The organism is Streptomyces sp. SX-6 (assembly GCF_059089585.1).
This window is the reverse complement of sequence record NZ_JBTHHU010000007.1, coordinates 264,730-287,158: the sequence shown is the minus strand read 5'-3', so window position 1 is coordinate 287,158 and position 22,429 is coordinate 264,730. Positions and strand designations below refer to the sequence as shown.

Sequence of the window (22,429 nt, the reverse complement as noted above, 5' to 3'; positions counted from 1 at the left end):
GCATCGGGGGGTGCTTGCATATGCGGCTGGTTCGTGTGGTGCTGCCGTGGTTGCTGACGGTGTGTGTGCTGGCCGCGTTGTCGGCCTGTTCCTCCTCACCGTCCACGCCGCAGGCGAAGGCCGCCGACATCGCGCTGGAGGGGGTCGGGGTGGCGGGTGCGCATCCGTTCCTCGAGGCGCCGGACAGCGATGTGCGGGGCGTCGCTTCACAGGGCGCCGGGGGCGAGATGGCCGGGGACGCCCGGGGCGCGTTCGGCGGCACCCGCCTCGCGACCCGGTGCGACAAGGAGCAGTTGGTCAGGAATCTCTCCGCCGACAGCGTCAAGGCGAAGGCGTGGGCGGAGGTACGCGGCATCGAGGTCGGCGGGATCACGGCGCACATCCGCGGCCTGACCGCGGTGGTACTGCTCCACGACACGCTCGTCAAGAACCACAACTACGACGGGAACGGCCGCACTTCCGCCTATCTGTCGGTGCTGCAGGCGGGCATGGCGGTGCTCGTGGACGCGTACGGGAATCCGGCGGTCAAGTGCAACTGCGGCAACCCGCTGGGGGAGCCGGACAAGCCGGTCGACCTGCCGGCCTCCAGGTATCAGGGCACGACCTGGGCGGGTTTCGAGGGTGCGGCGGTCACGGTCATCAAGCCGCGGCCCGAGGACAAGGGCCCGCTGCGGAACATTCCGCTCGTCGACCCGTTCGCGCGGGACAAGGCGTTCGACCGCGAGGTCGGCAGCGACGGTACGCATGACAGCAAGGTGTTCCACTGGAACCCGCCGTCCCCGTCGGCACGTCCGTCGGCACCGCAGTCGCCGCCGCCGTCCGGTACTACGCCGCCTGCGACTTCCCCGCAGGAGCCGCCCTCCTCCCCCAAGGAGGCGTCCCCGCCGCCTGCTTCGCGGTCCGAACGGCCGCCGTCGGCGACCGCCGAGACGACGCCCCCGGCGACGGAGACCGTACCCGCACCGTCGCACCCGGCGCCCGAACAGCCGTCCGAACCTCCGTCCGCACCGGTCACGCACCGGCCGACCGCCGCGGCATCGGCGCCGCCGCAGCCCGGCCCGGCGACGCCGACCGCGCACCCGACGCCGATGCACCCCACACCGGCGCACCCCGCACCGGTGCACCCGACGGAGGCGGCACCGACACCACCGCAGCCACCCGCACACCCCACACCGATGCACCCGACCGCCACCGCACCGGCACCGGAGCGGCACCCCACCGAGCACACGGCAGCGCCCGTACAGACTCACCCCCCGGCCGTGCATGCGCCGCCGGAGCACACCGCGGCACCCGCCGCCCCCTCCGAGGACCGGCATGCGCCGGAAACGCACGGTCCGGCGAGTCACTCCACGCGGCGGGACACCGGCTACTGAACGGTCATTTCTGGCAAGGCCATTCGCCCGTGCGCCACAGGCACGCGATCGCGCGGGCCACGGTGCGCGACGCCTCGTCGGTGACACGGTCCGGGTCTCCCCCGGCGGCGGCCAGGTCGTCGAGGAAGCGGCCCACGGCCGGGCGCCCGGCACGGTCGAGGGTGATCTCGTGATACCGCCGCACGTTGCCGGTGGCCCGCAGGGTCGCCTCGTCAACTCCGGTCAGCAACACGGAAACAGCGACGAACCCCGGGAACTCTCCCTCGTCCATGCGCTCATCGTGTCACACCGCCCAGCAGCACCCGGGCCGCTTCCCGGGCCTGCCGTGCCGGCTCGGGGCTGCCGGAGATCGCGGCGGTGGTGATCGCGCCTTCGGCGAGCAGCGCGAGCTGGTCCGCGACCGGGGCGGACGCACCCGCCTCGTCGACCAGACGCGCGAGGTACTGCCGGAAGGCCGCCTTGTGGGACCGCGCGGCCTCCGCCACCCCGGGGTGCGCCGCGCCCAGTTCCCCGTAGGAGTTGACGAACGCGCAGCCCCGGAAGCCGGGTTCGCCGAACCAGTCGTGCAGCCAGTCGAAGACCGCGAGGACCCGGTCGTGGCCGGCCGGGCGTGCGTCGGCGTACTGCTCCAGGGCCTCGCGCCAGCGCCGGTCGCGGCGCAGCAGATACGCCTCGACGAGCGCGTCCTTGGACGGGTAGAGCCGGTAGAGCCGCTTGAGCGAGACCCCGGACGCGGCCCGGATCGCGTCCATGCCGACGGCCTGCAGCCCACGGCCGTAGAAGAGTTCCTCGGCCGCGTCGAGAACCTTGTCCTCTTCCATCTCCGTCCCCATCTCCCTTCTCCCTCTCCCGTTGCGCGAGAACGATCGTTCTCCTAGGCTACCGCACACCACGGAGAACGACCGTTCTCCACTGGGGAAGGAGTTGCGACATGTCCGAACAGAGGCCCCCGTTCCCGCCGTTCACCACCGAGACGGCGCTGCGGAAGGTCAAGGCCGCCGAGGACGCCTGGAACAGCCGCGATCCCGAGCGGGTGGCGCTGGGCTACACCGAGGACAGCGAGTGGCGCAACCGCGATGTGTTCCTGACCGGCCGGGCGGCCATCGTGGAGTTCCTGCGCGCCAAGTGGAAGCGCGAGCTGGACTACCGGCTGCGCAAGGAGCTGTGGGCCCACACCGGCAACCGCATCGCGGTGTGCTTCACGTACGAGTGGCACGACGCGGAAGGCCGTTGGTACCGCAGTCACGGCAACGAGAACTGGGAGTTCGCCGAGAACGGTCTGATGCGGCGCCGGCTCGCGAGCATCAACGACGTCCCCATCGCCAAGAGCGAGCGGCTGCTCCGTCCGTGACGCTGCGGCCGTACGGCTGAGTGCCGCGCGTGGCTCCCCGGGACGCGCGACGGGCTGCCCGATCCTGGCCGCGCGTACGGCCGGCGAGCGGTCGGGCGCGTCCCGCCCCCGTCCCGTCCCGTCCCGGCGAAGGAGCTCCGCGTGCAGAAGACGACCGTGCCCGCCAGGGGACGCCTGTGGGCGGCGGCGCTCGCCGCGCTTCTCCTGCTCGCCGTGCCGACCGCGGCGAGCGCGCGCCCGGCGCCCGGGCGCGGCAGGCTCGCGCGGTCGTCGCCGATCGTGACGGCCGACCAGGCGACGCGCGCCGTCCATGTGCTGAAGGGGGACCAGGCGCGGTGGGACACGGGGCGGGACGACGCGGGGATCCTGTGGTCGTGGAGCGCGGACGGGCGCGACGAGCTGGCCGACCTGGACCCGGCCACCACGTGGACCAATCCGAGCGAGGCCAAGCTCCGGGAGCACGGCGGCCGGCGCTATCTGCTGACCACCGCCTCCGGCGGGCTCGCCGCGGTGATCGGGTATCCGGGCCGGAGCGTGTACTGGGCGGCCGACACCGGCAGCGGCAATACGCACAGCATCGACCTGCTGCCGGACGGCAATGTCGCGGTGGCGGCCAGCACCGCCGGCTGGGTCCGCGTGTACGCCGCCTCGGCCGGGTCCCGGGTCACCGAGCACGCCGAGGTGCCGCTGTCCGGGGCGCACGGGGTGCACTGGGATCCGCGCACCCGGCTGCTGTGGGCGCTGGGCAGCCGGGAGCTGATCGCGCTGCGGGTGAGCGGCCCGGACGACGACCCGGAGCTCACGGTCGTCCACCGCGCCGCTCTGCCCACGCGCAACGGCCACGACCTGGCGCCGGTGGCGAACACGCCGGGCCGGATGTGGGTGACCACCGGCTCGGGGGTGTACCAGTACGCGACGGCGAAGCGGCGGTTCGTCAGTTATCCGCTCCAGTCGCGGATCAGCGCCCCGGACGTCAAGAGCATCGGGGACGACCCGAAGACCGGGCAGATCCTGGTCGCCCGCCCCGAGCGCGGCAACGCGTGCAGTTGGTGCACCGCCACCCTGACCCTGTATCAGCCCGACGGCACCCGCACGCTGCTGCACGGCTCGATGTACAAGGCCCGCTGGTGGGCCGACAGCCGGGGCTGACAGCCGGTCACCGGGGGACGGGGCGCGGCGTCTCCCCCAGGCGGGCGTGGACGTCGGCGGCGGCGTCGATGCTGTCGGGCACCTGTTCCCACAGTGCCAGCAGGGCGGGCGCGAGGGGACGGGCCCGGTCGCCGCTGTGCCGCCAGCAGTAGTGGGCGCGCTTCAGCGCGGCGACGGCCTCGGTGTCCGTGGGGCCGCCGCGGGCCAGGCGGCCCGCGGCGGCGGACATCCACAGCTCCGCGGCGCGGGGATGGTCGCCCGCCAGGCGCGCGAGATCCGCACGCACCTCCACCCACAGTCCGGCCTCGGCGCTCTGCGGACCGTGCCGGCGCAGCACCTGCTGCTCCCAGGCGGCGGCCATGGCCGCCGCCTCGTTGTGCCGGCCGGCGTTGGCCGCGGCGAGGATGCGCGGCAGCGGGTCCTCCTCCGGGGGCGGCGCGGGGGCGGGCACCATGTCGGCGGGAGGCTCGGCCGGGGCGGACGGGGCAGGAGGGGCGGACGAGACGGACGGCGCGGGGGGTGCGTAGACGGGGTTGGCGAGGACGGGACCGGCCGTGCCGTGCTGGACGGCCAGCAGCCCCTCGGGGAGGACGGCCTGACCCAGGGCCAGGTGGTGGAGCAGCGCGGGGTCGAGGACGGGTCCCGCGGTGGGGTGGCCCACGCTGAGGGCAGTGAGGAAGGCTCGTGTGTAGGGCCCGGCCTCGACGGGCGGGCGGGACGGGCTGGGGGTGACGGCGCCGCAGACCGGCAGCCCTCCGGCGAGTTGTCCGTCGCCCACCGCGGCGGCGACGGACGGCCAGGTCTGGGCGTCGGCCTCGACGTCGAGCAGCAACAGGGTCGGGCCGGTGTGCTCGGCCAGGGTCCGGGTCAGCCATTCCCACGGCAGGCCGTTGTAGCGGACGGTGGCGGGTGTGCTCTCCCGCAGCGCGAGGTGCAGTTCTCTGCCACGGCGGGTGGGGACCATCAGATGCCCGGTGACCCAGACGAGCAGCGGGCCCGGCACCGTGACGGCGTGCCGGAGGTAGGCGAGCACGCTCTGGGGGCCGGCCATGGCGGGAAGCTGGACCACGTCGGTCTGGCCCGCGGCGAGCAGGGTGCGGGGGTTGGCTCCGGCCACGGCGTGTGCGGTCGGGTTCGGCAGGGTGCCCCGCCGCCGGTCAGGAGTGCCGTCCAGCAGCAGAACACAACCATGGGTCAGGTGGTCCAATGCGTTTCCTTCCGGCGTCCGTGACGTGCGTGAAGCAACTGTAGGCGCCGGTACCTGACTCGGGACCGTCGCTGTGCTTTTCCGGGGGACACCCCCGGACCCCCGGTCCCTGCTCCGCGCACGGCGAGGGTCCCGTCCGGGATGCGGACGGGACCCGGGGCCGGGGAAGGTCATCCCATGGCGTTGCGGGACTCGAGGCTCATGTCGGCCGCGGTGCGGTTGAGGGCCCTGCACAGCGGGACGTCGCCGTTGGGGTCGACGTACCGTCCCGAGACCCAGGTGTTGCGGTCGCGCAGGAGGTACCAGACGGAGTTGCCGCCGATCTCCTGGGCGTGGACCTTGCACCGCGGGGTGATCTGGGTGCGGAATCTGAAGATGCCGCGCGACGGCGAATCGGTGCTCGGGTAGGTGCGTTCGTTGACGCCCGTCGAGGCGTTGACGGTGCCGTACGGCCCATGCGGTGCCGGCTTCGGTACCGCGTGGGCGGGAGCGACGGCCAGCAGTGAGCCTCCGAGCGCGGCGGTCACGGCCACGGCGGCCACCACCTTGCCGCCGCGATGCACGAGTGTCCTGAACATGAGGGTGAACTCCTTGGTGCGAGGTGAACAACGCAATGCCCAAGTTCCACCCACAAAGATCATATAAACGCGTACAAACAGCTGATATAGCGACATGTCGCCTTGCATCAGGCGGAACCGGTCGGTCTTTGCCGGGCGCGGCTGGGCTGGACGCGCGGCGGCTCGCCCTTCACCTTCGGGTGCTCCGGGGGATAGGGCAGATCGCCGAGGCCGTGCTCGCGCTCGTCGCGGGCCGCCAGGTCGAGTGCGGCCTCCAGCCCGCAGACGTGCCGCTCCATGCCGGCGTGCACATCGCCGAGCCGTGCGTAGCGGTCCGGCATGGTGACGAGGTCGAAGTCCTCGGGGAGGGCGCTGGGCACCTCCTCCCACAACAGGGGCGCGGAAACGGGGGCATGCGGGCGGGGGCGCAGGGAGTAGGCGCTGGCGATGGTGCGGTCGCGGGCGGTCTGGTTGTAGTCGACGAAGACCTTGGCGCCCCGTTCCTCCTTCCACCACGCGGTGGTGACACGTCCGGGCGCCCGCCGTTCGAGCTCGCGGGCGACGGCGATCGCCGCGCGCCGCACCTGGGCGAAGGTCCACCGCGGGGCGATGGGCACGAAGACGTGCAGCCCGCGTCCGCCGGAGGTCTTGGGCCAGCCGGCCAGGCCCAGCTGCTCCAGCACCTCGCGCAGTTCGAGCGCTGCCCGCACGGCGTCGGGGTATCCGGTGCCGGGCTGCGGGTCGAGGTCGATGCGCAGCTCGTCGGGGTGGTCGGTGTCGGCGCGCCGTACGGGCCAGGGGTGGAAGGTGAGGCAGCCGAGGTTGGCGGCCCACAGCACGGCCGCGGCCTCGGTGGGGCAGATCTCGTCGGCGTACCGTCCGCTGGGGAAGGCGATACGGCCGGTGGGGATCCATGAGGGCAGGTTCTTGGGCGCCCGCTTCTGGAAGAACGACTCCCCTTCGACGCCGTCGGGGTAGCGCTCCATCGTCGTCGGCCGGTCCCGCAGCGCGCGCACGATGCCGTCGGCGACGCTCAGGTAGTAGCGGGCGACGTCGTACTTGGTGAAGCCGCGCTGGGGGAAGTAGACCTTCTCCGGGTTGGACAGCCGTACGGTCCGCTCGCCGACGGTGAGCTCCAGCGCCTGTGCCATGCGGCCACGCTAGGCCGCGGCCACAGCGGCCGCCCGTCGGCGGGCAGGGCCGCCGGGGCGCACCGACAATCGGCATCATGGACCTCCCGGTGCTTCCCCCCGTGGCGCCGATGCTGGCGAAGCCCGCGGCGGCCATCCCGCCGGGGATGCTGTACGAGGCCAAGTGGGACGGCTTCCGGGCCCTCGTCTTCCGCGACGGCGACGAGGTCGAACTGGGCAGCCGCTCGGGGAAGCCACTGACCCGCTACTTCCCCGAACTCGTCGACGCCCTGCTGCGCAACCTGCCGCCGCGCTGTGTGCTGGACGGCGAGATCGTCGTCGTGCGAGGCGAACGCCTGGACTTCGACGCCCTGCTGGAGCGCATCCACCCGGCCGCCTCCCGGGTACGCCATCTGGCCCAGGTGACCCCGGCGGGCTTCGTGGCCTTCGACCTGCTGGCCCTCGGCGACGCGTCGCTGCTGGAGACAGAGCAGCGGGCACGCCGCGAGGCACTGGTCTCCGCGCTGCGCGACGCGAAGGCCCCGGTCTTCACCGCCCCCGCCACCTACGACCTCGCCACGGCGCAGGAGTGGTTCGAGCACTTCGAGGGCGCGGGCCTGGACGGCATCGTCGCCAAGCCGCCCGGTCTCCCCTACCGGCCGGGCGAGCGCGTGATGGTCAAGGTCAAACACGAGCGGACCGCCGACTGCGTCGTCGCCGGCCTGCGGCTGCACAAGAGCGGCCCGGTCGTCGGCTCCCTGCTGCTGGGGCTGTACGACCGTTCCGGCCGGCTCCAGCACGTCGGCGCGTGCGGCGCCTTCCCCATGCGGCAGCGCGAGCAACTGATGGACGAACTGGACGAGTTGCGCATGCCCACCGCCGAGGGTCACCCCTGGGAGCACTGGGCGAGCGAGGAGGCCCATGCCACCGGCCGGATGCCGGGCGCGCCCAGCCGCTGGACCGGCACCAAGGACCTGTCGTGGATCGCGCTGCGCCCGGAGCGGGTGTGCGAGGTCGCCTACGACCACATGCAGAGCGGCCGTTTCCGGCACACCGCCCGCTTCCGGCGCTGGCGCCCCGACCGGGAACCGAGCCAGTGCACGTACGAACAGCTCGAGGAGCCGGTGAGCTACGACCTGGCGCAGGTCCTCGGCGCCTGATCCGGGCCGCGGGCACCCGCGCGGAGCAGTGCGCTCCCCGTACGGCGCAGCAGAACAGGACCTGACGGTGCTTCACATCTGAGCCTGGAGGCAACTGCCAACGCCCAGGTGAATGAGGTGGAGCTCATGTCCGGGGCCCGTTCGGCCCGTGCCGTGCTGTGGGCATGCGCGGGTGCGGTGTGCTTGCTGGTGGTCGTCCGCACGGCACACGCGGGCATGACGGGCGGTGGCGGCGCAGCCACCGGGTCGCCGTTCTGGGTGGAGCCCCTGGGCCGGGCCGCCCGGCAGGTACGGATCTGGCAGGAGCGGGGCCGGGAGGAGGACGCGGCGGCCGTCCAACGCATCGCCGAGCAGCCGGCCGCCGTGTGGCTGACCTCGGGCGACCCCGCGGCACAGGCCGACGCGGTCACCTGGCAGGCCGAACGGGCGGGCCGCGTCCCGCTGCTGGTGGCGTACGACATCCCGCACCGCGACTGCGGCCAGTACTCCTCCGGCGGCGCGTCCGGCGCCGCCGCGTACCGGGCCTGGGTGGCGCGGGCCGCGCAGGGGATCGGCCGGCGCCGGGCGTGGGTGGTCCTCGAGCCCGACGCCATCGCGCAGTGGGTGTCGGGCTGTGTCCCCGCGACGGTGGCTCAGGAGCGCCTGCCGCTCCTGGCGGAGGCCGTACGGACGTTCAAGGCCCACCCCGGCGCGTCGGTGTACCTCGACGCCGGCAACGCCGGCTGGATCCCCGATCTGCCGCGGCTGGCCGCGGCGTTGAAGCAGGCGGGGGTCGGCGGGGCCGACGGGTTCGCGCTCAACGTCTCCAACTTCCACACCACGTCGGTGACACGGGACTACGGCGACCGGCTGTCCGCCCTGCTGGGCGGGGCGCACTACATCATCGACACCAGCCGCAACGGCAACGGCCCGCTGCCGCGCGAGGCGCAGTCCGGCGGGGACGAGCCGTGGTGCAACCCGCCCGGCCGGGCGCTGGGGGCGCCGCCCACCACCGTCACCGGTGACGCGCGCGTCGACGCGCTGGTGTGGGTGAAGCGGCCGGGCGAGTCGGACGGCACATGCCGGGGGGCGCCGCCGGCGGGTCAGTGGTGGGCCGAGTACGCGCTCGGCCTGGCCACGACCGTCCCGACACAGGCACCGGAGACACCGCCGTTCCCGGCACAGCCGACGCCGCCGGCTCCGGTGTCCCCGCCGGCTCCGGCACCACCGGCTCCGCCGACCCCTGTCGCACCACCCACACCGGCCACACCGCCCACACCGCACGCACTGCCTGCACCACCCACGTCGGCCGCACCGCACACACCGGCTGCGCCACCCGCACCGGCGAGTTCCCGCGCCCCCGCCCTCCCGCCGACTCCCGCCACCAAGCCCCCGGCATGACCCGGTCTTTGCCCGGAAGCGTGCTTTTAGCTATGCCTAAAGGTGGCATGCTGACCGGTAGCGGCCGGCCCGCCCGGCGGCGCACCTCGACCACCCGGTAGCAGGGGGAACGGCATGAGCGGACGCACCGCCGACGAGTCCGGGGCCAGGCTGGCCCGGCAGGCCACGGCATCACTCGCGGGACTGCTGGCGGAACGCGGGATGACGCGCAAGGACCTGGCGGAGCGCATGGGCGTCCCGCCGGGCCAAGTCCTCCGCGACGACGGGACCTTGACGGTCGACTCCCTCGCCGCGGCCGCCGCTTCCCTGGGTGCCCGCGTGGAGATCACGTTCTTCGACCCGGCCCCCGCCGGCCTCAGCTCACCCGCACCCACACCGCCCGTGACGGCGTCCCCGACCGGTCGGTGAGGAAGAGCATGTACCAGCCTCCCGGCACCAGGGACGGGTCCGCCGGGACGGTCACGGACAGCGCGCCGCCGCGGACCTCCGTCCGCAGGGCGACGGAGCGCTGCTCCACGTCCGTGGCATGGGTGACCGCGCTCGGCCGCATGAGCCGCGCCGCGGCGATGCCGCGGGGAGCGGCCACGGGCAGCGTCAGCGTCGCCCCGCGCCGGGCCTCGACGACGGCCGCCCGCACCTCGGGGCGCCGCTCGCGGTAGAGGTAGGGCGGCGTGTAGACCTCGATGCGCTGCTCGAACGTGCCGGGCGTCGTGTCGTCCTTGTCGGCGAAGAGCGGGTTGGAACCGAACACCGCGATGCGCCCGTCGGGCAGCAGCAGCGCCTCGGCGTGGTAGTCGCGCCCGACGGTGGGATCGGCGGCGGGGCGGAAGGCTCGGGTGCGGGGGTCGTAGAACTGGGCCCGCAGGATGTCCGAGGCCCGCTTGCCCCGGTAGTCGCCCGAGCCGCCGGTGGTGAAGACGGTGTCGTCGGGCGTCAGCACGGCGTTGAGGTAGCGGGTGCCCGTCGGCAGCTCGGGGCCGGGGGTCCAGCGCGGCGCGGGCGCGCCGAGGTCGGCGACGGCGGTACGCCTGGTGGAGTCGTGGGACTCGCCCACCCCGCCTCCGCCGAGGATCATCACCCGCTGGTCCTGGGCGGGCGGCAGCAGTACGGAGGCCGACGTCTCCGTCATGGTGCGGTCCCCCAGTCCCGGCACCGGGAGGAAGGCGTTGGTGCGCACGTCCCACAGCCCCGGGATACGGCCCTGGTCGGCGGGCCCGTAACCGGCGTTGGAACCGGAGTAGAACAGGCGCCCGCCACGGGTGAGGAACAGGGCGGGGTAGGTGGGGAAGTAGCGGTTGGGGCCGGTGCTCCACGTTCGGGTCCGCGGGTCGAAGATCTCGTTCTTGCCCGGGATGATCTCGCCCATGTCGTCCAGCCCGGAGACGGCCAGGACCCTGCCGTCGTCGAGCGTGACCAGGGTGGGGTACCAGCGGGCCTCGGCCATGGGGTCGACGCGCACGTACCGTTCGGTCACGGGGTCGAACTCGTAGGCGTCCCTGAGCCCTTGGAAGTCCTTCTTGTCGAGGCCCAGCTTGGCGGCGATCCCGTAGGAGTCGCGGGCGTCCTTGCCGGTGAGGCCGGCGACGCGGTACTGGTCGGCGGTGTGGGCGATGCCCTGTTCCCCCTCGACGACCGACTCGACGTACACCCGCGCCTGGGCGGCGGCCACCGTGACCTTCTGGCCGCCGCCGACGCCCGGGGCGATGGTCTTCGTCGCGCGGGGCACGAGCACCGGGAACTGCGTCCGGTACCGCTTGCCGCCCGAGCCCTCGAAGACGGTCCCGGCGCGGAAGAGTCGCGGGGCGTCCGGGTTCTCGTTCTTCACCAGCATCGCCCCGCCGGCGCGCTGCACGTCGCCGGTCAGCTTCTCGTAGCGCGCGGTGCCGCCCGCCACCAGCAGCTGCCCGTCCGGGAGTTGGGCGTGGCCAGAGCAGAACATGTCCTTGGGCGTGGGGACGTCCTTGAACGTGTTGCGTTCCGGGTCCCACAGCACGCTCCGGAACGTCCCGGCGCGGAAACTCTTCTCGTCGTTGCCCGATCCGGCGACCAGGAGCACCTTGCCGGTGTGCAGCAGGGCCGCGTGGATCGCGTTGACCCGGAACCTGCGGGGTACGTCCACCAGGTCCCAGTGCCCGTAACGCTCCTTGTACGCGGTCCGGTTGACGGTGTACTCGTGCCAGGTCCGTTCCGCGAACCCGATGGCGGCCGGGCCGTTGGCCGCCACCAGCGCCACCAGGGCGGCGGCGACGAGCAGCGTGCGGCGCGCCTTCGCGTCGAGGCGGAACCTCACCATGGCGCCAGCCCCCCGTCACCGGCGGCGCCGTCCGCCGCCGGGGTGTTCCGCCCGCGCCACTGGTCCCTGCGCCACACCGCGAGCGGCACGAGTGCCGCCCCGAGCGCCATCAGCGCCCATACGCGCATCGCCGTGTGCGCGTGGCCGAGGACCAGCGAGGCGGCCAGGGACACCAGGAACACGGCCGCCCACGCCAGATGGGTGCGGAAGGTCGCCATGCTGTCCGGGCTGGCGGAGGACCCCTTGGGCGTCACCACGAAGCGCGAGCGCCGCCGCAGCAGGGCCTGGCCCAGCGACTGCGCGTACATGGGCGCCGCGAGCACGGACATCAGCATCCCCACGATCCCCGTGGAGCCGGCGGGCTCGTGGGGGCTCACGTTGTGCCGCCGGTTCCAGATGTACAGCCCGGCCTGGAGGCCCAGGGCGTCGGCGTAGAGCATCAGCCACAGCTCGGAGTCGACGTCGATGCCCGAGGCGCCGAGCCCGAGGAACAGCACGCACGACAGGGCTCCCAGCACCCAGTTCAGCGCCGCCATCGGGTAATAGGTCACCAACAGCAGGTAGTTGAGCACCCGCCCCGGCGGCATGGACCACATCGCGCGCCAGAACTGCCGCAGCAGTGCCTCGTACGTCCCGCGCGACCAGCGCAGTTGCTGGGAGAAGAAGTCCGTCCAGGTGGACGGCCCCTCCCCCACGGCGAGCACGTCCGGGGTGTACACGGAGCGCCAGCGGCGGCCGGTCGCGGGGTTGCGGCGCCGGTGGATCTCGATGCCGGTCGCCATGTCCTCGGTGATCGAGTCGTGGAGCCCGCCGATCTGCCGCAGCACGCTGGTGCGCACGCAGTTGCTCGTGCCGACGTACATCGGTGCGCCGTAGGCGTTGCCCGCCCGCTGGACCAGCGCGTGGAAGAGGAACTGCTGGCTCTCGGCGGCCTTCGTCACGACGGTCGTGTAGTTGCCGTAGACCTGGGGGCCGACGACGAAGGCCACGTCCGGGTCGCGGAAGTAACCGAGCATCCGCTCGAGGAAGTTGGACAGCGGGACATGGTCGGTGTCCACGCAGGCCATGAACTCGTAGTCGTTCCCGTGCACGTCGAACCAGGCGTTGTAGTTGCCGTGCTTCGTACGGGCCCGGAAGCGCCCCGAGGGCCGGTTCCAGCGTTCGACGCCCTTGCGCGTGAAGTGCCGTACGCCCAGCCGTTCGCACAGCCGCTTCGCCTCGGGGTCGTCGCCCTCGTCCAGCAGCCAGACGTCCAGCGGGCCGTCGTGCGTGATGCGGACGGCACCCTCCAGGGTCGCGCGCACCATCGGGAAGGGCTCCTTGCCGGGCACGTACGTCGTCACGAACGCCACGCGGGTGCCGGACTGCTCCCGTACCGGCACGGGGTCCCGCGCCGCCCAGGTCGCGTGGGCGTTGGAGACGACGTTGACCAGCCGGAAGACCTCGATGAGCACGATCGACACCGTCATCACGGCATCCGCGGCCCGCTCCCAGCCGGCGGCGTACGGCCGGTCCGCCCAGTGCTCCGGCATCATCAGCCACAGCAGCAGCGTCAGCGACACCAGGGGGGCCGAGGCCGCCAGCAGGCACGACCCCGCCGTGAGCCCGATCCCGCGGCCGATCAGCCGGCGGTAGGCCACCCGGTAGGCCCCGGCGGGAGGTTCCGTCAGCTCCCCCGCCAGCCTGCTGAACGCGGCGTAGTCGTAGCGCGGCGGGACGCCGTCCGGTACGGGCCCCGTACCCCCCTGGCCGCGGACGGCCGGCCCGCGCGGCGCGCCCCCGTGCCGCTTCCTGCCGGAGGAGCCGGAGGAATTCGTGACCGGGCCTTCGCGGGCCGCCACCAGCCCGGCCTCACTCGCCGAAACCGCCACCACCGCACCCCCTGCCACCGCTCGATGAAACCGCCAGAGAAGTGGAGAAAAGCTAACAAAGCGGACCCTAGGATCATGTGACAAACACAGCGAACACACCCCGAGTCGCCCACATGACCGACGCACCCCCGTGCACCGACGGCGGAACCCCAGGTGGCGGCGCGGTTAGAATGTGCAGAGTTCTTCAATTCACCAGTTGTGCGGGCAATCGGTCGAGCCACGTTGGGGGCAGCGGTGAGCGCGTTCGCCGAGGCGATGCGGGAACGGGTGCGCGCGGCGCGCGCCGCCCTGGCTGCGGCCCGGGCGGCGGGGGACGTCTTCGCGGTGGCCACGGCGGAGGACGAACTGGAGGACGCGCTGCGCATCGCATGGGAGCACGGCGTCGGCACCGACGACGCGGAAGAAGGACGGAGCAGGGATTGAACGGGGTGCGAGTACCGCTCTACCAGGCGAAGGCCGAGTTCTTCCGGATGCTCGGACATCCCGTGCGCATCCGGGTGCTGGAGCTCCTGCAGGACGGCCCGAAGCCGGTGCGCGACCTGCTCACCGCGATCGGGATCGAGCCGTCCAGCCTCTCCCAGCAGCTCGCGGTGCTGCGCCGCTCGGGCATCGTGACCGCGACCCGCGAGGGCTCCACCGTCGTCTACGCCCTGGCGGGCGGCGACGTCGCGGAGCTGCTGGCGGCCGCCCGGCGCATCCTGGCCCAGGTACTGACCGGCCAGGAGGAGCTGCTGTCGGAGCTGCGGGGCGACGGGGACGGAACGGGTACGACGGGAGCACGACGATGAGCCAGAACGAGAAGTACGCGGAGAAGGCGATCGGCTGGCGGGTGCTGATCTACATCGTCCTCGGACACCTGCTCGCCGGGTTCATCTGGCTGCTCTTCTACCTGGGTTCGCACGCCTCGCACTGACACCGCGCTCCGACACCGGTCCGGGGCCGGAGCGGGCGGTATTCACGAAGACAGGTGATATCCGGGAATCCCAAGGGCGGGTAATCGGCTATCCCGCCGATGCCACCCCGAATAGGCGCCTGTCCTATGCCAGTCGAGGTGCGCGCGGAAGGACCTGCGCGGCCTGTGCGCGCCCCTCGCCACGGTGCACTCCGACGCACCGTACCGCTTGGTCAACCCGCAGGTCAGCACAGCCCGGAGATCCCCCGGAACCCGGGTCGCCGACGGCCGTCCGCTGCTACTGTCGCGCGGCATGGAGCAGCTCTTCTCCCCTGACGAACTCGTCCGTATTGAGGCCGCTGCACAACGCACCGGCCATTCCGCGCGCGACTGGGTGCGCGACATCGTGCTCAAACGCCTTTCCGGCGACTCCGATCGCACGCACATTTCGCATCGACGCACCATGAGGGCCGATTTCGAGGACGCCGTCTGGCCCGTCACCCTGCACCGTCGCTCCGGGGGCGTGCTGCAGGAGCTGCACCACGCCGGCTGCTGGGTGCCGAAGGGCGGCGAGGAGACCCTGACGACGGCCGAGGCCCGCATCCAGATCGCCACGCACGACGTGCGCCCGTGCGACGCGTGCCAGCCGGAGAGATTCCTCGCGCCCCACTCCTGACGTCCGCAGCCCCTCCGATGCCGGTGCCGTGCACGGCGATTACGCTGTGCACGTCAAGATCATCAAGCGGTGGGGCGGGGTTGGCGGGGCATGGGATGGTGGACGCGGATCACCGGCTGGGCAACGCTGCTCGCCGGGTACGCGACCGTACTGCTCGGCCTGGCGCCGTTCCGCGAACTGCCGCCCAAACGGGAGCAGTTGGGATGGCTCGGCATCACCGCGGCATGCGCCCTGAGCTGGTTCCTGACCTCCTCCGCGGTCCGGGCGCGCAGGCGGGCGGCACTGCGCAGGAAGACCTGGCGCCGGCGCCATGAGCCCTGGCCCGCGCCGCGCCCCTCCCGTCTGCTGTGCTGGGTGACGGGCTTCGGCGTCGCGCTCACCAGCGCGGCGGCACTGTGCCAGGGAGTGGGCCCCGACGGCGCGGACGGCGCCTGGCTGGCGAAGGTCGACGCGGCCGGAGGCCACACCCGCGATGTGCGCGTCGCCAAGGTGGTGGGCACGCCACGTCCCACCCACGTCGAGGTCAACGGCACCGCGGAGTACGCCTCCACGATCGTGGCGACGGTCCTGTTCGACTCCGGCCCGCGCCGGGTCACGGTGGACGGCATACGCTCCGCCGGCACGCTCGAGACAGGGCGCACGGTGCGCCTGCTGTACGCACCCGCCCGGCCCGACCTCGGCGTACGACAGACCCCGGACCGCGACATCGACACCTTCGTGGGCCGCTACATCGCACTGCCCGCCATCTGGATCTTCGGTCTCGCCGCGGGCTTCGTCACCGGCCTCTTCCTGCGCCTGCGCGAGGCCGGGGTCCGCCGGGCGCGCCGCTTCGAGCCGTGGACGCACCTGCCCGCGGCGGCCGTTCTGCTGCTCGGGGCCGGGCTCATCACCCCGCTGCTCACCGGCTTCCCCGGCACCGGCACGGGCTGGAGCCTCGCGGCCGGGGCCGCGCTCACGCCCTGGCTGGCGCTGGCCTGGGTGGCGCGGACGAGCTGACCGGACGCACACGCACCGGAGGCCGCCGTTCGCTCCCGCGACGGCGGCCTCCGGCGTGACGCGGCGTCAGCGGCGCCGGAACGCCTTGCGCACGAAGTGCACGATCAGCCAGATCACCAGAATCACGAAGAGGATGATGATGATCACCAGGATGAGCAGGAACTTCCCCAGCTTCGCGAAGAAGCCCTTCTTTTTCTTGGTCTTCGCCAGCTGCTGATGCGTGGCGGTCTGCCGGTCGGTGTGCTGCGTGTACGCCACCGTCCGCGCCGCCGTGTGCGAGGTGTGCTGTGCGGCGGTGCCCGTCGCGGACGACTCCGCCACGACGACGTGCTGCGCGGTCCGGACCGAAGCGTGGGTGCTCACGGCCGACGCGGGCGTGGCCAGCAGAGCGGTACCCAGCGCGAGAGCCACGACGGCGGATATCCGGCGGGCAAGACGCCCCCGGTACCGACCCTCGTGCTTCTGCTCGCTCTTCATCGACGCCCCCTGTGTTGTGGTGCTGATTGACTGTCGGGTTCCCATTATCCGCACACCCGGGACGTGCCCAGCAGGGCGCATGCCCCGGACCGCACGCCGCCGGGTGCGGTTGCCCGTCCGATCGCGTAACCACTATAAAGGGTTTCACCGAGGCGGCCCCGGCGCGGACAGGCCGTCAGCAAGGAGAGAGAACCATGGCGTTGGACTGGAAGCTCGTCGTCGACTGCACGGACCCGAACGGGCTGGCCGCGTTCTGGGGAGCGGCTCTCGGCTACGAGGTCGAGGACAACAGCGCGCTGATCGAGCGTCTGCTCGCCGCCGGCGCCGTCGGCGAAAAGGACGTCACCGAGATCGGGGGCCGCAAGGCCTGGCGCGAGCTGGCGGCGGTACGGCACCCGACGGACCCGGTCGACGAGGCCACCGGCGCGGGCCTGGGCAGACGCCTGCTCTTCCAGGCCGTCCCCGAGCCCAAGGGGACCAAGAACCGCCTCCACATCGACCTGCACGCGGGGCCGGAGGCCCGGGACGGCGAGGTGGAGCGGCTCAAGGGCCTGGGCGCCACCGTGCTGCACGTCGTACGCGAGCACGGCGGCAGCTGGGTCACCATGGCGGACCCGGAGGGCAATGAATTCGACGTCCAGTAGCGGACGCCGGAGACTCTGCGGCCTCAGCCGCTCTTGCGGCGGAAGGAGCGCTGGCCGCCGGCCTTGCCGTGCGTGCCGTGGATCTTGGCACCGTCCTGCCCCCGGCCACCCGAGCCCGCGTCGGCGGACCGGCCGCGCTTGCGCTCCAGCGCCTCGCGGAATTTGCGCTTCACATCGTCCCCGGCGCTTTCCGCGCCTTCCTGGGCTCCTGTATCCGTCATCAAAACCTCCTGGCCGTACCGGTCTTCGCCACAGCTTCGCACATGGCGGGGGCGCTGTCGGCCCCTAGGTCACACCGCTGGGTCACACCGCGGACGCGTCCGGGCCGAAGCGGCTGCGGACCGCCGTCTGGACCTCCGCCTCCTCCGCCGGATCGGCGGCGAGTCTGCGCAGCCGGTCCATGACGCGGGCGTCCGCGGTGACCGCGTGATGCGCGGCGAGCTCGCGCGTGGACTCCTCGCAGTCCCAGAGGCATTCGACGGCGAACCCCGCGGCGAAGGACGGGTCCGTCGCCGCCAGCGCCCGCGCCGCGCGGCCGCGGAGGTGGGAGGAGGACGTCTCGCGGTAAATATGGCGCAGGACCGGGGCGGCGCACCGGATCGCGAGCCGCCCGGCGCCGTCCACCAGGTCCCACAGCACCGGGGCGTCGGGTCCCTCGGTCCGCACGGCGCGGCGCAGGGCGCTCAGCACCAGCGCGGAGTCGTACTCCGCGCCCCGGCAGGCGAGCATCCCGGCGGCGGCCGCGCCGAGGGCGTCGGACCGGTGGACCCAGGTGCGGGCGCGCTCGAGGGCCGCGGGGCCGCGCATGCGCTCGAAGGCGGTGACCGCGGCGTCCGCGACGAGCTCGGAGGCATCGGCGGCGGCGCCCTCGAGGAGGTCGAGGGCCTGCGGGTCGTCGTGCTCGGCGAGGTAGCGCAGGGCGGTGGCCCGGGCGGCGCCGCCGGGGCCGAAGGCGGCGGCCTCGATGATCTCCAGCCGGTCCTCGGGGCCGGCGACGGCGGTCAGGCAGCGGGCGGCGGCCACGTGCCGCTGCTGGGAGGGGTACTGGTCGAGCCCCTGCTGGGCCCAGTCGAGTACCTCGCGCACACTCCAGCCGGGCCGCGGCCCGGTGGGACGCAGCTGGCGCTGCCAGCGGTCGAACGCACCCCGCTCCTGCGCGGCGCGCACCCGTTCGGCGGTCGCGGGGGCGTACTGGTCGTCCGCCCAGATCCGCCACGGGCGGGGCTCGAAGGCATCGCGCGCGGCGGCGGCGAGCTCGGCTTCGCCCTCGGGAGTGAGCGGGAACCTGGCGACGACGGCCTCGCCGAGGGCCGCCAGGGAGGCGTCGTCGTCGCGGAGGGCCAGCTCGTCGAGGGCCCACCGCCAGTTCGCCCCGGTGCAGGCGTAGCGGCGCAGCAGCAGGAGGGCGTCCTCGCGGCCGTACGAGGCGAGGTGGCCGAGGACCGCGAGGGCGAGCCCGGTGCGCTCCTCGGCGGTGTCGAGCAGGTCGTCCGGGTGGAAGAGGTGCTGTTCGATCGCCTGGAGTCCGCTGTCGAGGTCCAAGTGGAGCCGCGCGTAATAGAGGGAGCGGTTCTCGACCTGCCAGTCGCGGCGGGGGTCGTGGAGCACACAGCGGCTCAGTGCCTCGAGCGCCTCGGCCCGGGGCGCCGCGAGGGCATGCAGGGTCCCGTCGCCACGGCCTCGCTGGAGGAGGCCGAGCAGGGTGCCGCTGGGCGCTATGTCTGGATCGAACATGAGGTCAGCATCCGGTGCGGGGAGTCGGCTGGCAACGGGATTTCCTTACGGACGGCATTCTTGCCGCTGCTCACCCGGACCATGCCGGGCGAATCGTGGGGACTCGGGGTCCCCGGGCGCCCGCAGCCTACCCGGAGTTGAGCATTCCGCCGAGTCCCGCCCGATATGACCGTAAGACCGGTGTCATATGTCGAGCGCACCACCGGATCGGGTATTGCCAAAGTGGTTACGAGCCGTCGCTCGCTGTGCAAGAGTCGTTACCGCACTCTTCCCGGCCGTATCCACGGAACCACCGGCGTTCGGCCGCGCCCCGCCCGTATCGGAGTACGCGATGCCGTCGCCATTCCCCGCGGACCGTTCCGCGATCGAGCCGCCCCAGCACGGAGCCGTCGATGCCCTGATCACCCAGACGCGGCGGCTCCGGGGCGATGTCGACGCGGTACGCCGCGCGACGCAGGAGGCCGAGCGGGCGGACGACCCCCGCTCGCGCTGGCAGCGCGCCCTGTGCGAGCTGGCCGCGCACCACTTAGCGGACCTCGACGGGCAGCTGGGACAGCTACGTGAGGGGATGCCGGACATGAGCGGGGAGGAACCGCCGCAAGAGCCGGCCGGGGTCGCCCCGGACGTCCCGCCCGGCCGGGTGGGGAGCGCCGAGTGGAATTTCCTCACCGACGACGTCACCTGGTCCGACGAGATCTTCGAGCTCTTCGGGCGCCGCCCCGAGGACGGCCCCCTGACCCTGGACGAGCTGCCCTCGTGGCTGGCCGACGAGGACACGGAGCTGCTGGCCGCGCTGGTCACCGACTGTCTCGTGGACGGCAAGCCGATCGACTGCGAGTTCCGCGTCCTGCGAGCCGACGGCACCCGGTGCACGGTGCACATGCTGGCCGAGCCGGTGCTCGACGGCGACGGCTGCACGGCCTCCATGTGGGCCGTGCTGAGGGACGTCGGCGATCTGCGCCGCAGCCGGGAGGCCGTGCACGAGACCGGTGACGCGCTGCGCCACCGGCGGCGCCTCGCCAGCGCGGAGCACCGCGTGGCGGCCGAGCTGCAGGAGGCCGTGCTGCCCCCGTGGCACGGCCCTCTGCTGCCCGGATTCGACGGCGGCCCGGCGCCCTCGGGCCTGCTCGAGGCCGGGGGCGACCTCGAGCTGGCCGCGCAGTACCTCCCTTCCGCCGCCGGCTCCCTCATCGGCGGTGACTGGTTCGACGCGCTGCCGCTGCCCGACGGGCGGACGCTGCTGAGCGTGGGCGGCCTCGCCGGGCACGGCGTGACCGCCACCTCCACCATGGCCGTACTGCTCGGCGCGATGCGCGGCATGGCCGTCGCGGGTGCCGAGCCCGGCCCCCTGATGGGCTGGCTCAACCGGCTGCTCGACACCTCGGCGCAGCCCGCCCTGGGCAGCGCGGTCTGCTGCTGCTACGACCCCCGGACCCGGGTCCTGTGCTGGGCACAGGCCGGGCACCCCGCCCCGGTCCTCTACCGCGCCGGGGCGGCACGGGCCCTGCGGCCCCCGGAGGGCGTCCTGCTCGGGGCGGTCGCGGACGCCACCTACGCACAGGCCGAGGAGCAGTTGCTCCCCGGTGATGTGCTCCTGCTGCACACCGACGGCCTGTCGCCGCGCGATGCCGAGCCGTGGCAGGACACGAGCGCGGACCGTCTGCTGGGGCTCGCCCCCCGCTTCGCCGAGGCGGAGAACGCCCACGCATGTGTACGCACCGTGGTGGAGGAGTTCGGCGGACACCCGCGCGAGGGCGATGCCTGTGTGCTGATCGCCCGCGTCGGTGCCGGGCCGGACGCACCGGCCTGACGGGCTTGACGCCCCCGCCGGGGCCGGCCGTCAGGCCGGCGCCACCCTTCCCCTCCCGGGGCCTTTCGGCAGCGCCGCCTGGATCTCCTGGCGCAGATCGGCGATGCGCGCGAAGCCCGCGTACTTCCCGGTGAGCCGGTACATCTCGCGCAGCCGGTCCCAGGTGCGGTGCGAGGAGGTCTCCCCGATGGTCACCAGGGCCAGCCGGGCATAGGTGTCGGCCTGTTCGGGATCGTCGCTGATGAAACAGGCCGAGGCCAGGGAGATGTAATCGAAGATCATGGACCGCTGGTGGCCGCCCTTGCGCAGCCGCAGCGCCTCCTTGGCGTGCCGCTGGGCGATGACCGCCGCCGAGGGGTCGTGGTCCGCGAGGGTCCGGTAGGCCAGGGCCTGCATTCCGTGCAGGTCGGCCTCGTCGAAGTGCTGCATCCAACTCGGCGGCTCCGCATCGGCCTTGTCCGAGACGAAGAGCTCCTCGGCCTCACCCAGGTTGCGGCGCATGGCCTGACTGCGGCCCATCGAGGCCTGGGCCCACGCCTCCACGGTGCAGAGCATGGCCCGGGTACGGGGCAGCGTCTCGCCCCCGGATCCCGACTGGGCGAGCTTCATCAGGTCCAACGCCTCGTCGGGACGGCCGAGATGGACCATCTGCCGGGCCGCACGGGAGAGCGCCTCGCCCGCCCGGGGGCGGTCACCGCCCTCGCGGGCGGCGTGCGCGGCGATGACGAAGTACTTCTGGGCGGTGGGTTCGAGGCCCACGTCGTGGGACATCCAGCCGGCCAGCACCGCGAGGTTCGCCGCGACCCCCCACAGCCTGCGCTGGAGATGGTCGGGGTGGCGGTAGGAGAGCATGCCCCCCACCTCGTTGAGCTGGCCCACCACCGCCTTGCGCTGGAGCCCGCCGCCACGGGCGGCGTCCCAGGCGCGGAAGACATCGACCGAGCGCTCCAGCTCGTCGATCTCGGTGGAGCCCACGGGGGCCGCCTCGTAGCGGTCGTACCCCGCCGGGTCGGCGTGCAGGGAGTCGCGAAGGGGATCGTCGAGCCGGGGGGCGTCGGAGGCCAGCACCGGGTCGGTGTGCAGCCACTCGTGCATCGCTCCGGTCAGTGCTGAGCCTGCGGCGAGCACGGCGCCCGCACCCACCAAGCCGCGTCGGTTGAGCATGAGGTCCATTCCCGTGAATTCGGTGAGGACCGCGGCGGTCCGCTCGGGCGGCCAGGGCAGCCCGTCGTGGGACTGTCTGGCCGCGCGCCCTCGCCGGCCGAACCCGAGGTCCTCGATGGTCACGACACGGCCGAGTCGCTCGGTGAAGAGGGCTGCCAGCACCTTGGGCACGGGATCGCGCGGGGACTCCCCCATGTCGATCCAGCGCCGCACCCGCGAGGTGTCGGTCGCCAGCTGCGGATGTCCCATGACCGCCGCCTGCCGGTTGACCAGCCTCGCGAGCTCGCCCTTGGACCATCCGGCCAGGCCGAACAGATCCGCGAGGCGGGTGTTGGGTTCCCTCGTCACGTCAAGCCCCCAGGTTCTCGGCTGACTTGAAGGTATCGGGCCCGTCATGGGCCAAGCGAGTATTCGCCAGGGTTCGCCAGGGTGCGCCACATGGTGTGCCACCCGCGGCCGGGTGTGATGTAGGAACGCGTCACCCCGGTCACCCGGCAACCGGCGCATTACCCCAGGGTGCACAGGCCCGGGGGACCGGGGCGCGCCGCAATTCGCCGGCACACGA

Annotated in this window: 23 protein-coding genes and 1 pseudogene; 13 read left to right on the top strand and 11 right to left on the bottom strand. The window is 73.0% G+C overall.

From position 1 onward, the window contains the following. Positions 1-20 precede the first annotated feature (20 nt). On the top strand, positions 21-1,373 hold the full coding sequence (locus ACV530_RS11585) for a DUF6777 domain-containing protein (protein WP_494332274.1): 1,353 nt from the start codon (positions 21-23) through the stop codon (positions 1,371-1,373). Between the two features lie 4 nt (positions 1,374-1,377). On the opposite strand, the gene ACV530_RS11580 is transcribed toward ACV530_RS11585, so the two are convergent. Both ACV530_RS11580 and ACV530_RS11575 read right to left on the bottom strand, forming a co-directional pair. Next, positions 1,378-1,644: a hypothetical protein gene (locus ACV530_RS11580; protein ID WP_494332273.1), complete on the bottom strand. Its 267-nt coding sequence runs from the start codon at positions 1,642-1,644 to the stop codon at positions 1,378-1,380. Positions 1,645-1,648: 4 nt separating this feature from the next. Further along, the gene (locus ACV530_RS11575) at positions 1,649-2,206 is read right to left on the bottom strand and encodes a TetR/AcrR family transcriptional regulator (RefSeq protein ID WP_494332272.1); all 558 of its coding nucleotides are present in this window, start codon (positions 2,204-2,206) and stop codon (positions 1,649-1,651) included. A gap of 98 nt (positions 2,207-2,304) precedes the next feature. On the opposite strand from ACV530_RS11575, the gene ACV530_RS11570 reads away from it, so the two are divergent. Both ACV530_RS11570 and ACV530_RS11565 read left to right on the top strand, forming a co-directional pair. Then, positions 2,305-2,724, top strand: coding sequence for a DUF1348 family protein (locus ACV530_RS11570; RefSeq protein WP_494332271.1), 420 nt, complete (start codon positions 2,305-2,307; stop codon positions 2,722-2,724). 141 nt (positions 2,725-2,865) lie between these two features. Further along, complete coding sequence (locus tag ACV530_RS11565) at positions 2,866-3,873, top strand: DUF6528 family protein (RefSeq protein ID WP_494332270.1); 1,008 nt, start codon at positions 2,866-2,868, stop codon at positions 3,871-3,873. Between the two features lie 7 nt (positions 3,874-3,880). On the opposite strand, the gene ACV530_RS11560 is transcribed toward ACV530_RS11565, so the two are convergent. The 3 genes from ACV530_RS11560 to ligD form a co-directional block, all read right to left on the bottom strand. After that, positions 3,881-5,080, bottom strand: coding sequence for a hypothetical protein (locus ACV530_RS11560; protein ID WP_494332269.1), 1,200 nt, complete (start codon positions 5,078-5,080; stop codon positions 3,881-3,883). A gap of 170 nt (positions 5,081-5,250) precedes the next feature. After that, positions 5,251-5,658, bottom strand: a complete 408-nt coding sequence (locus ACV530_RS11555; protein WP_494332268.1) for an SH3 domain-containing protein — start codon at positions 5,656-5,658, stop codon at positions 5,251-5,253. A gap of 107 nt (positions 5,659-5,765) precedes the next feature. Beyond that, positions 5,766-6,788 carry a non-homologous end-joining DNA ligase gene (ligD, locus tag ACV530_RS11550; protein WP_494332267.1) on the bottom strand — a complete coding sequence of 341 codons (1,023 nt, stop codon included), beginning with the start codon at positions 6,786-6,788 and terminating at the stop codon, positions 5,766-5,768. Positions 6,789-6,865: 77 nt separating this feature from the next. On the opposite strand from ligD, the gene ACV530_RS11545 reads away from it, so the two are divergent. The 3 genes and pseudogenes from ACV530_RS11545 to ACV530_RS11535 all read left to right on the top strand — a co-directional run bounded on the left by ACV530_RS11545 (position 6,866) and on the right by ACV530_RS11535 (position 9,715). Beyond that, a complete protein-coding gene (locus tag ACV530_RS11545) occupies positions 6,866-7,927 on the top strand; it encodes an ATP-dependent DNA ligase (RefSeq protein ID WP_494332266.1) in 1,062 nt (353 codons plus the stop codon). A gap of 126 nt (positions 7,928-8,053) precedes the next feature. Then, a pseudogene (locus ACV530_RS11540) lies at positions 8,054-9,043 on the top strand (glycoside hydrolase family 6 protein); the annotation flags it as partial. A 378-nt stretch (positions 9,044-9,421) separates the two neighbouring features. Next, positions 9,422-9,715: a helix-turn-helix domain-containing protein gene (locus tag ACV530_RS11535; RefSeq protein ID WP_494332265.1), complete on the top strand. Its 294-nt coding sequence runs from the start codon at positions 9,422-9,424 to the stop codon at positions 9,713-9,715. On the opposite strand, the gene glxA is transcribed toward ACV530_RS11535, so the two are convergent. Together glxA and ACV530_RS11525 are read right to left on the bottom strand one after the other, a co-directional pair. Continuing rightward, complete coding sequence (glxA, locus tag ACV530_RS11530; RefSeq protein ID WP_494332304.1) at positions 9,663-11,597, bottom strand: radical copper oxidase GlxA; 1,935 nt, start codon at positions 11,595-11,597, stop codon at positions 9,663-9,665. The genes ACV530_RS11535 and glxA overlap by 53 nt on opposite strands. Then, positions 11,594-13,489 carry a glycosyltransferase family 2 protein gene (locus tag ACV530_RS11525; RefSeq protein ID WP_494332264.1) on the bottom strand — a complete coding sequence of 632 codons (1,896 nt, stop codon included), beginning with the start codon at positions 13,487-13,489 and terminating at the stop codon, positions 11,594-11,596. The genes glxA and ACV530_RS11525 overlap by 4 nt, the downstream gene beginning before the upstream one ends. Before the next feature lie 216 nt (positions 13,490-13,705). Here ACV530_RS11525 and ACV530_RS11520 point away from each other — a divergent pair, with 216 nt between their 5' ends. From ACV530_RS11520 to ACV530_RS11500, 5 genes are all read left to right on the top strand, one after another. Further along, positions 13,706-13,894: a hypothetical protein gene (locus ACV530_RS11520; RefSeq protein WP_494332263.1), complete on the top strand. Its 189-nt coding sequence runs from the start codon at positions 13,706-13,708 to the stop codon at positions 13,892-13,894. Positions 13,895-13,899: 5 nt separating this feature from the next. Continuing rightward, positions 13,900-14,259, top strand: coding sequence for an ArsR/SmtB family transcription factor (locus ACV530_RS11515; RefSeq protein ID WP_494332262.1), 360 nt, complete (start codon positions 13,900-13,902; stop codon positions 14,257-14,259). Continuing rightward, positions 14,256-14,384 (top strand): DUF6126 family protein, encoded by a 129-nt coding sequence (locus tag ACV530_RS11510; RefSeq protein ID WP_494332261.1) that lies wholly within the window; start codon positions 14,256-14,258, stop codon positions 14,382-14,384. Before ACV530_RS11515 ends, ACV530_RS11510 begins: the two co-directional genes overlap by 4 nt. Before the next feature lie 292 nt (positions 14,385-14,676). Next, entirely contained in the window at positions 14,677-15,039 is a 363-nt protein-coding gene (locus tag ACV530_RS11505) for a DUF6233 domain-containing protein (protein WP_494332260.1), read from the top strand. A gap of 90 nt (positions 15,040-15,129) precedes the next feature. Further along, a complete protein-coding gene (locus ACV530_RS11500) occupies positions 15,130-16,035 on the top strand; it encodes a hypothetical protein (protein WP_494332259.1) in 906 nt (301 codons plus the stop codon). Between the two features lie 66 nt (positions 16,036-16,101). Here ACV530_RS11500 and ACV530_RS11495 read toward each other — a convergent pair whose 3' ends face one another. Further along, entirely contained in the window at positions 16,102-16,512 is a 411-nt protein-coding gene (locus tag ACV530_RS11495) for a hypothetical protein (protein WP_494332258.1), read from the bottom strand. A gap of 194 nt (positions 16,513-16,706) precedes the next feature. Between ACV530_RS11495 and ACV530_RS11490 the strand changes: the two genes are divergently transcribed. Then, a complete protein-coding gene (locus ACV530_RS11490; protein WP_494332257.1) occupies positions 16,707-17,156 on the top strand; it encodes a VOC family protein in 450 nt (149 codons plus the stop codon). A 23-nt stretch (positions 17,157-17,179) separates the two neighbouring features. Here ACV530_RS11490 and ACV530_RS11485 read toward each other — a convergent pair whose 3' ends face one another. Both ACV530_RS11485 and ACV530_RS11480 read right to left on the bottom strand, forming a co-directional pair. Then, on the bottom strand, positions 17,180-17,377 hold the full coding sequence (locus ACV530_RS11485) for a DUF5302 domain-containing protein (protein ID WP_494332256.1): 198 nt from the start codon (positions 17,375-17,377) through the stop codon (positions 17,180-17,182). 82 nt (positions 17,378-17,459) lie between these two features. Further along, entirely contained in the window at positions 17,460-18,890 is a 1,431-nt protein-coding gene (locus ACV530_RS11480) for a HEAT repeat domain-containing protein (protein ID WP_494332255.1), read from the bottom strand. A 331-nt stretch (positions 18,891-19,221) separates the two neighbouring features. On the opposite strand from ACV530_RS11480, the gene ACV530_RS11475 reads away from it, so the two are divergent. Further along, entirely contained in the window at positions 19,222-20,700 is a 1,479-nt protein-coding gene (locus ACV530_RS11475; RefSeq protein WP_494332254.1) for a PP2C family protein-serine/threonine phosphatase, read from the top strand. A 30-nt stretch (positions 20,701-20,730) separates the two neighbouring features. Here ACV530_RS11475 and ACV530_RS11470 read toward each other — a convergent pair whose 3' ends face one another. After that, the gene (locus tag ACV530_RS11470) at positions 20,731-22,212 is read right to left on the bottom strand and encodes a DNA-binding protein NsdB (protein WP_494332253.1); all 1,482 of its coding nucleotides are present in this window, start codon (positions 22,210-22,212) and stop codon (positions 20,731-20,733) included. Between the last annotated feature and the right edge of the window lie 217 nt (positions 22,213-22,429).

Bases quoted from the DNA above. Each gene is read 5' to 3' on its own strand.
- ACV530_RS11585 (WP_494332274.1), top strand. From the start codon at position 21: ATGCGGCTGGTTCGTGTGGTGCTGCCGTGGTTGCTGACGGTGTGTGTG.
- ACV530_RS11580 (WP_494332273.1), bottom strand. From the start codon at position 1,644: ATGGACGAGGGAGAGTTCCCGGGGTTCGTCGCTGTTTCCGTGTTGCTG.
- ACV530_RS11575 (WP_494332272.1), bottom strand. From the start codon at position 2,206: ATGGGGACGGAGATGGAAGAGGACAAGGTTCTCGACGCGGCCGAGGAA.
- ACV530_RS11570 (WP_494332271.1), top strand. From the start codon at position 2,305: ATGTCCGAACAGAGGCCCCCGTTCCCGCCGTTCACCACCGAGACGGCG.
- ACV530_RS11555 (WP_494332268.1), bottom strand. From the start codon at position 5,658: ATGTTCAGGACACTCGTGCATCGCGGCGGCAAGGTGGTGGCCGCCGTG.
- ligD (WP_494332267.1), bottom strand. From the start codon at position 6,788: ATGGCACAGGCGCTGGAGCTCACCGTCGGCGAGCGGACCGTACGGCTG.
- ACV530_RS11545 (WP_494332266.1), top strand. From the start codon at position 6,866: ATGGACCTCCCGGTGCTTCCCCCCGTGGCGCCGATGCTGGCGAAGCCC.
- ACV530_RS11535 (WP_494332265.1), top strand. From the start codon at position 9,422: ATGAGCGGACGCACCGCCGACGAGTCCGGGGCCAGGCTGGCCCGGCAG.
- ACV530_RS11510 (WP_494332261.1), top strand. From the start codon at position 14,256: ATGAGCCAGAACGAGAAGTACGCGGAGAAGGCGATCGGCTGGCGGGTG.
- ACV530_RS11505 (WP_494332260.1), top strand. From the start codon at position 14,677: ATGGAGCAGCTCTTCTCCCCTGACGAACTCGTCCGTATTGAGGCCGCT.
- ACV530_RS11500 (WP_494332259.1), top strand. From the start codon at position 15,130: ATGGGATGGTGGACGCGGATCACCGGCTGGGCAACGCTGCTCGCCGGG.
- ACV530_RS11495 (WP_494332258.1), bottom strand. From the start codon at position 16,512: ATGAAGAGCGAGCAGAAGCACGAGGGTCGGTACCGGGGGCGTCTTGCC.
- ACV530_RS11490 (WP_494332257.1), top strand. From the start codon at position 16,707: ATGGCGTTGGACTGGAAGCTCGTCGTCGACTGCACGGACCCGAACGGG.
- ACV530_RS11485 (WP_494332256.1), bottom strand. From the start codon at position 17,377: ATGACGGATACAGGAGCCCAGGAAGGCGCGGAAAGCGCCGGGGACGAT.
- ACV530_RS11480 (WP_494332255.1), bottom strand. From the start codon at position 18,890: ATGTTCGATCCAGACATAGCGCCCAGCGGCACCCTGCTCGGCCTCCTC.
- ACV530_RS11475 (WP_494332254.1), top strand. From the start codon at position 19,222: ATGCCGTCGCCATTCCCCGCGGACCGTTCCGCGATCGAGCCGCCCCAG.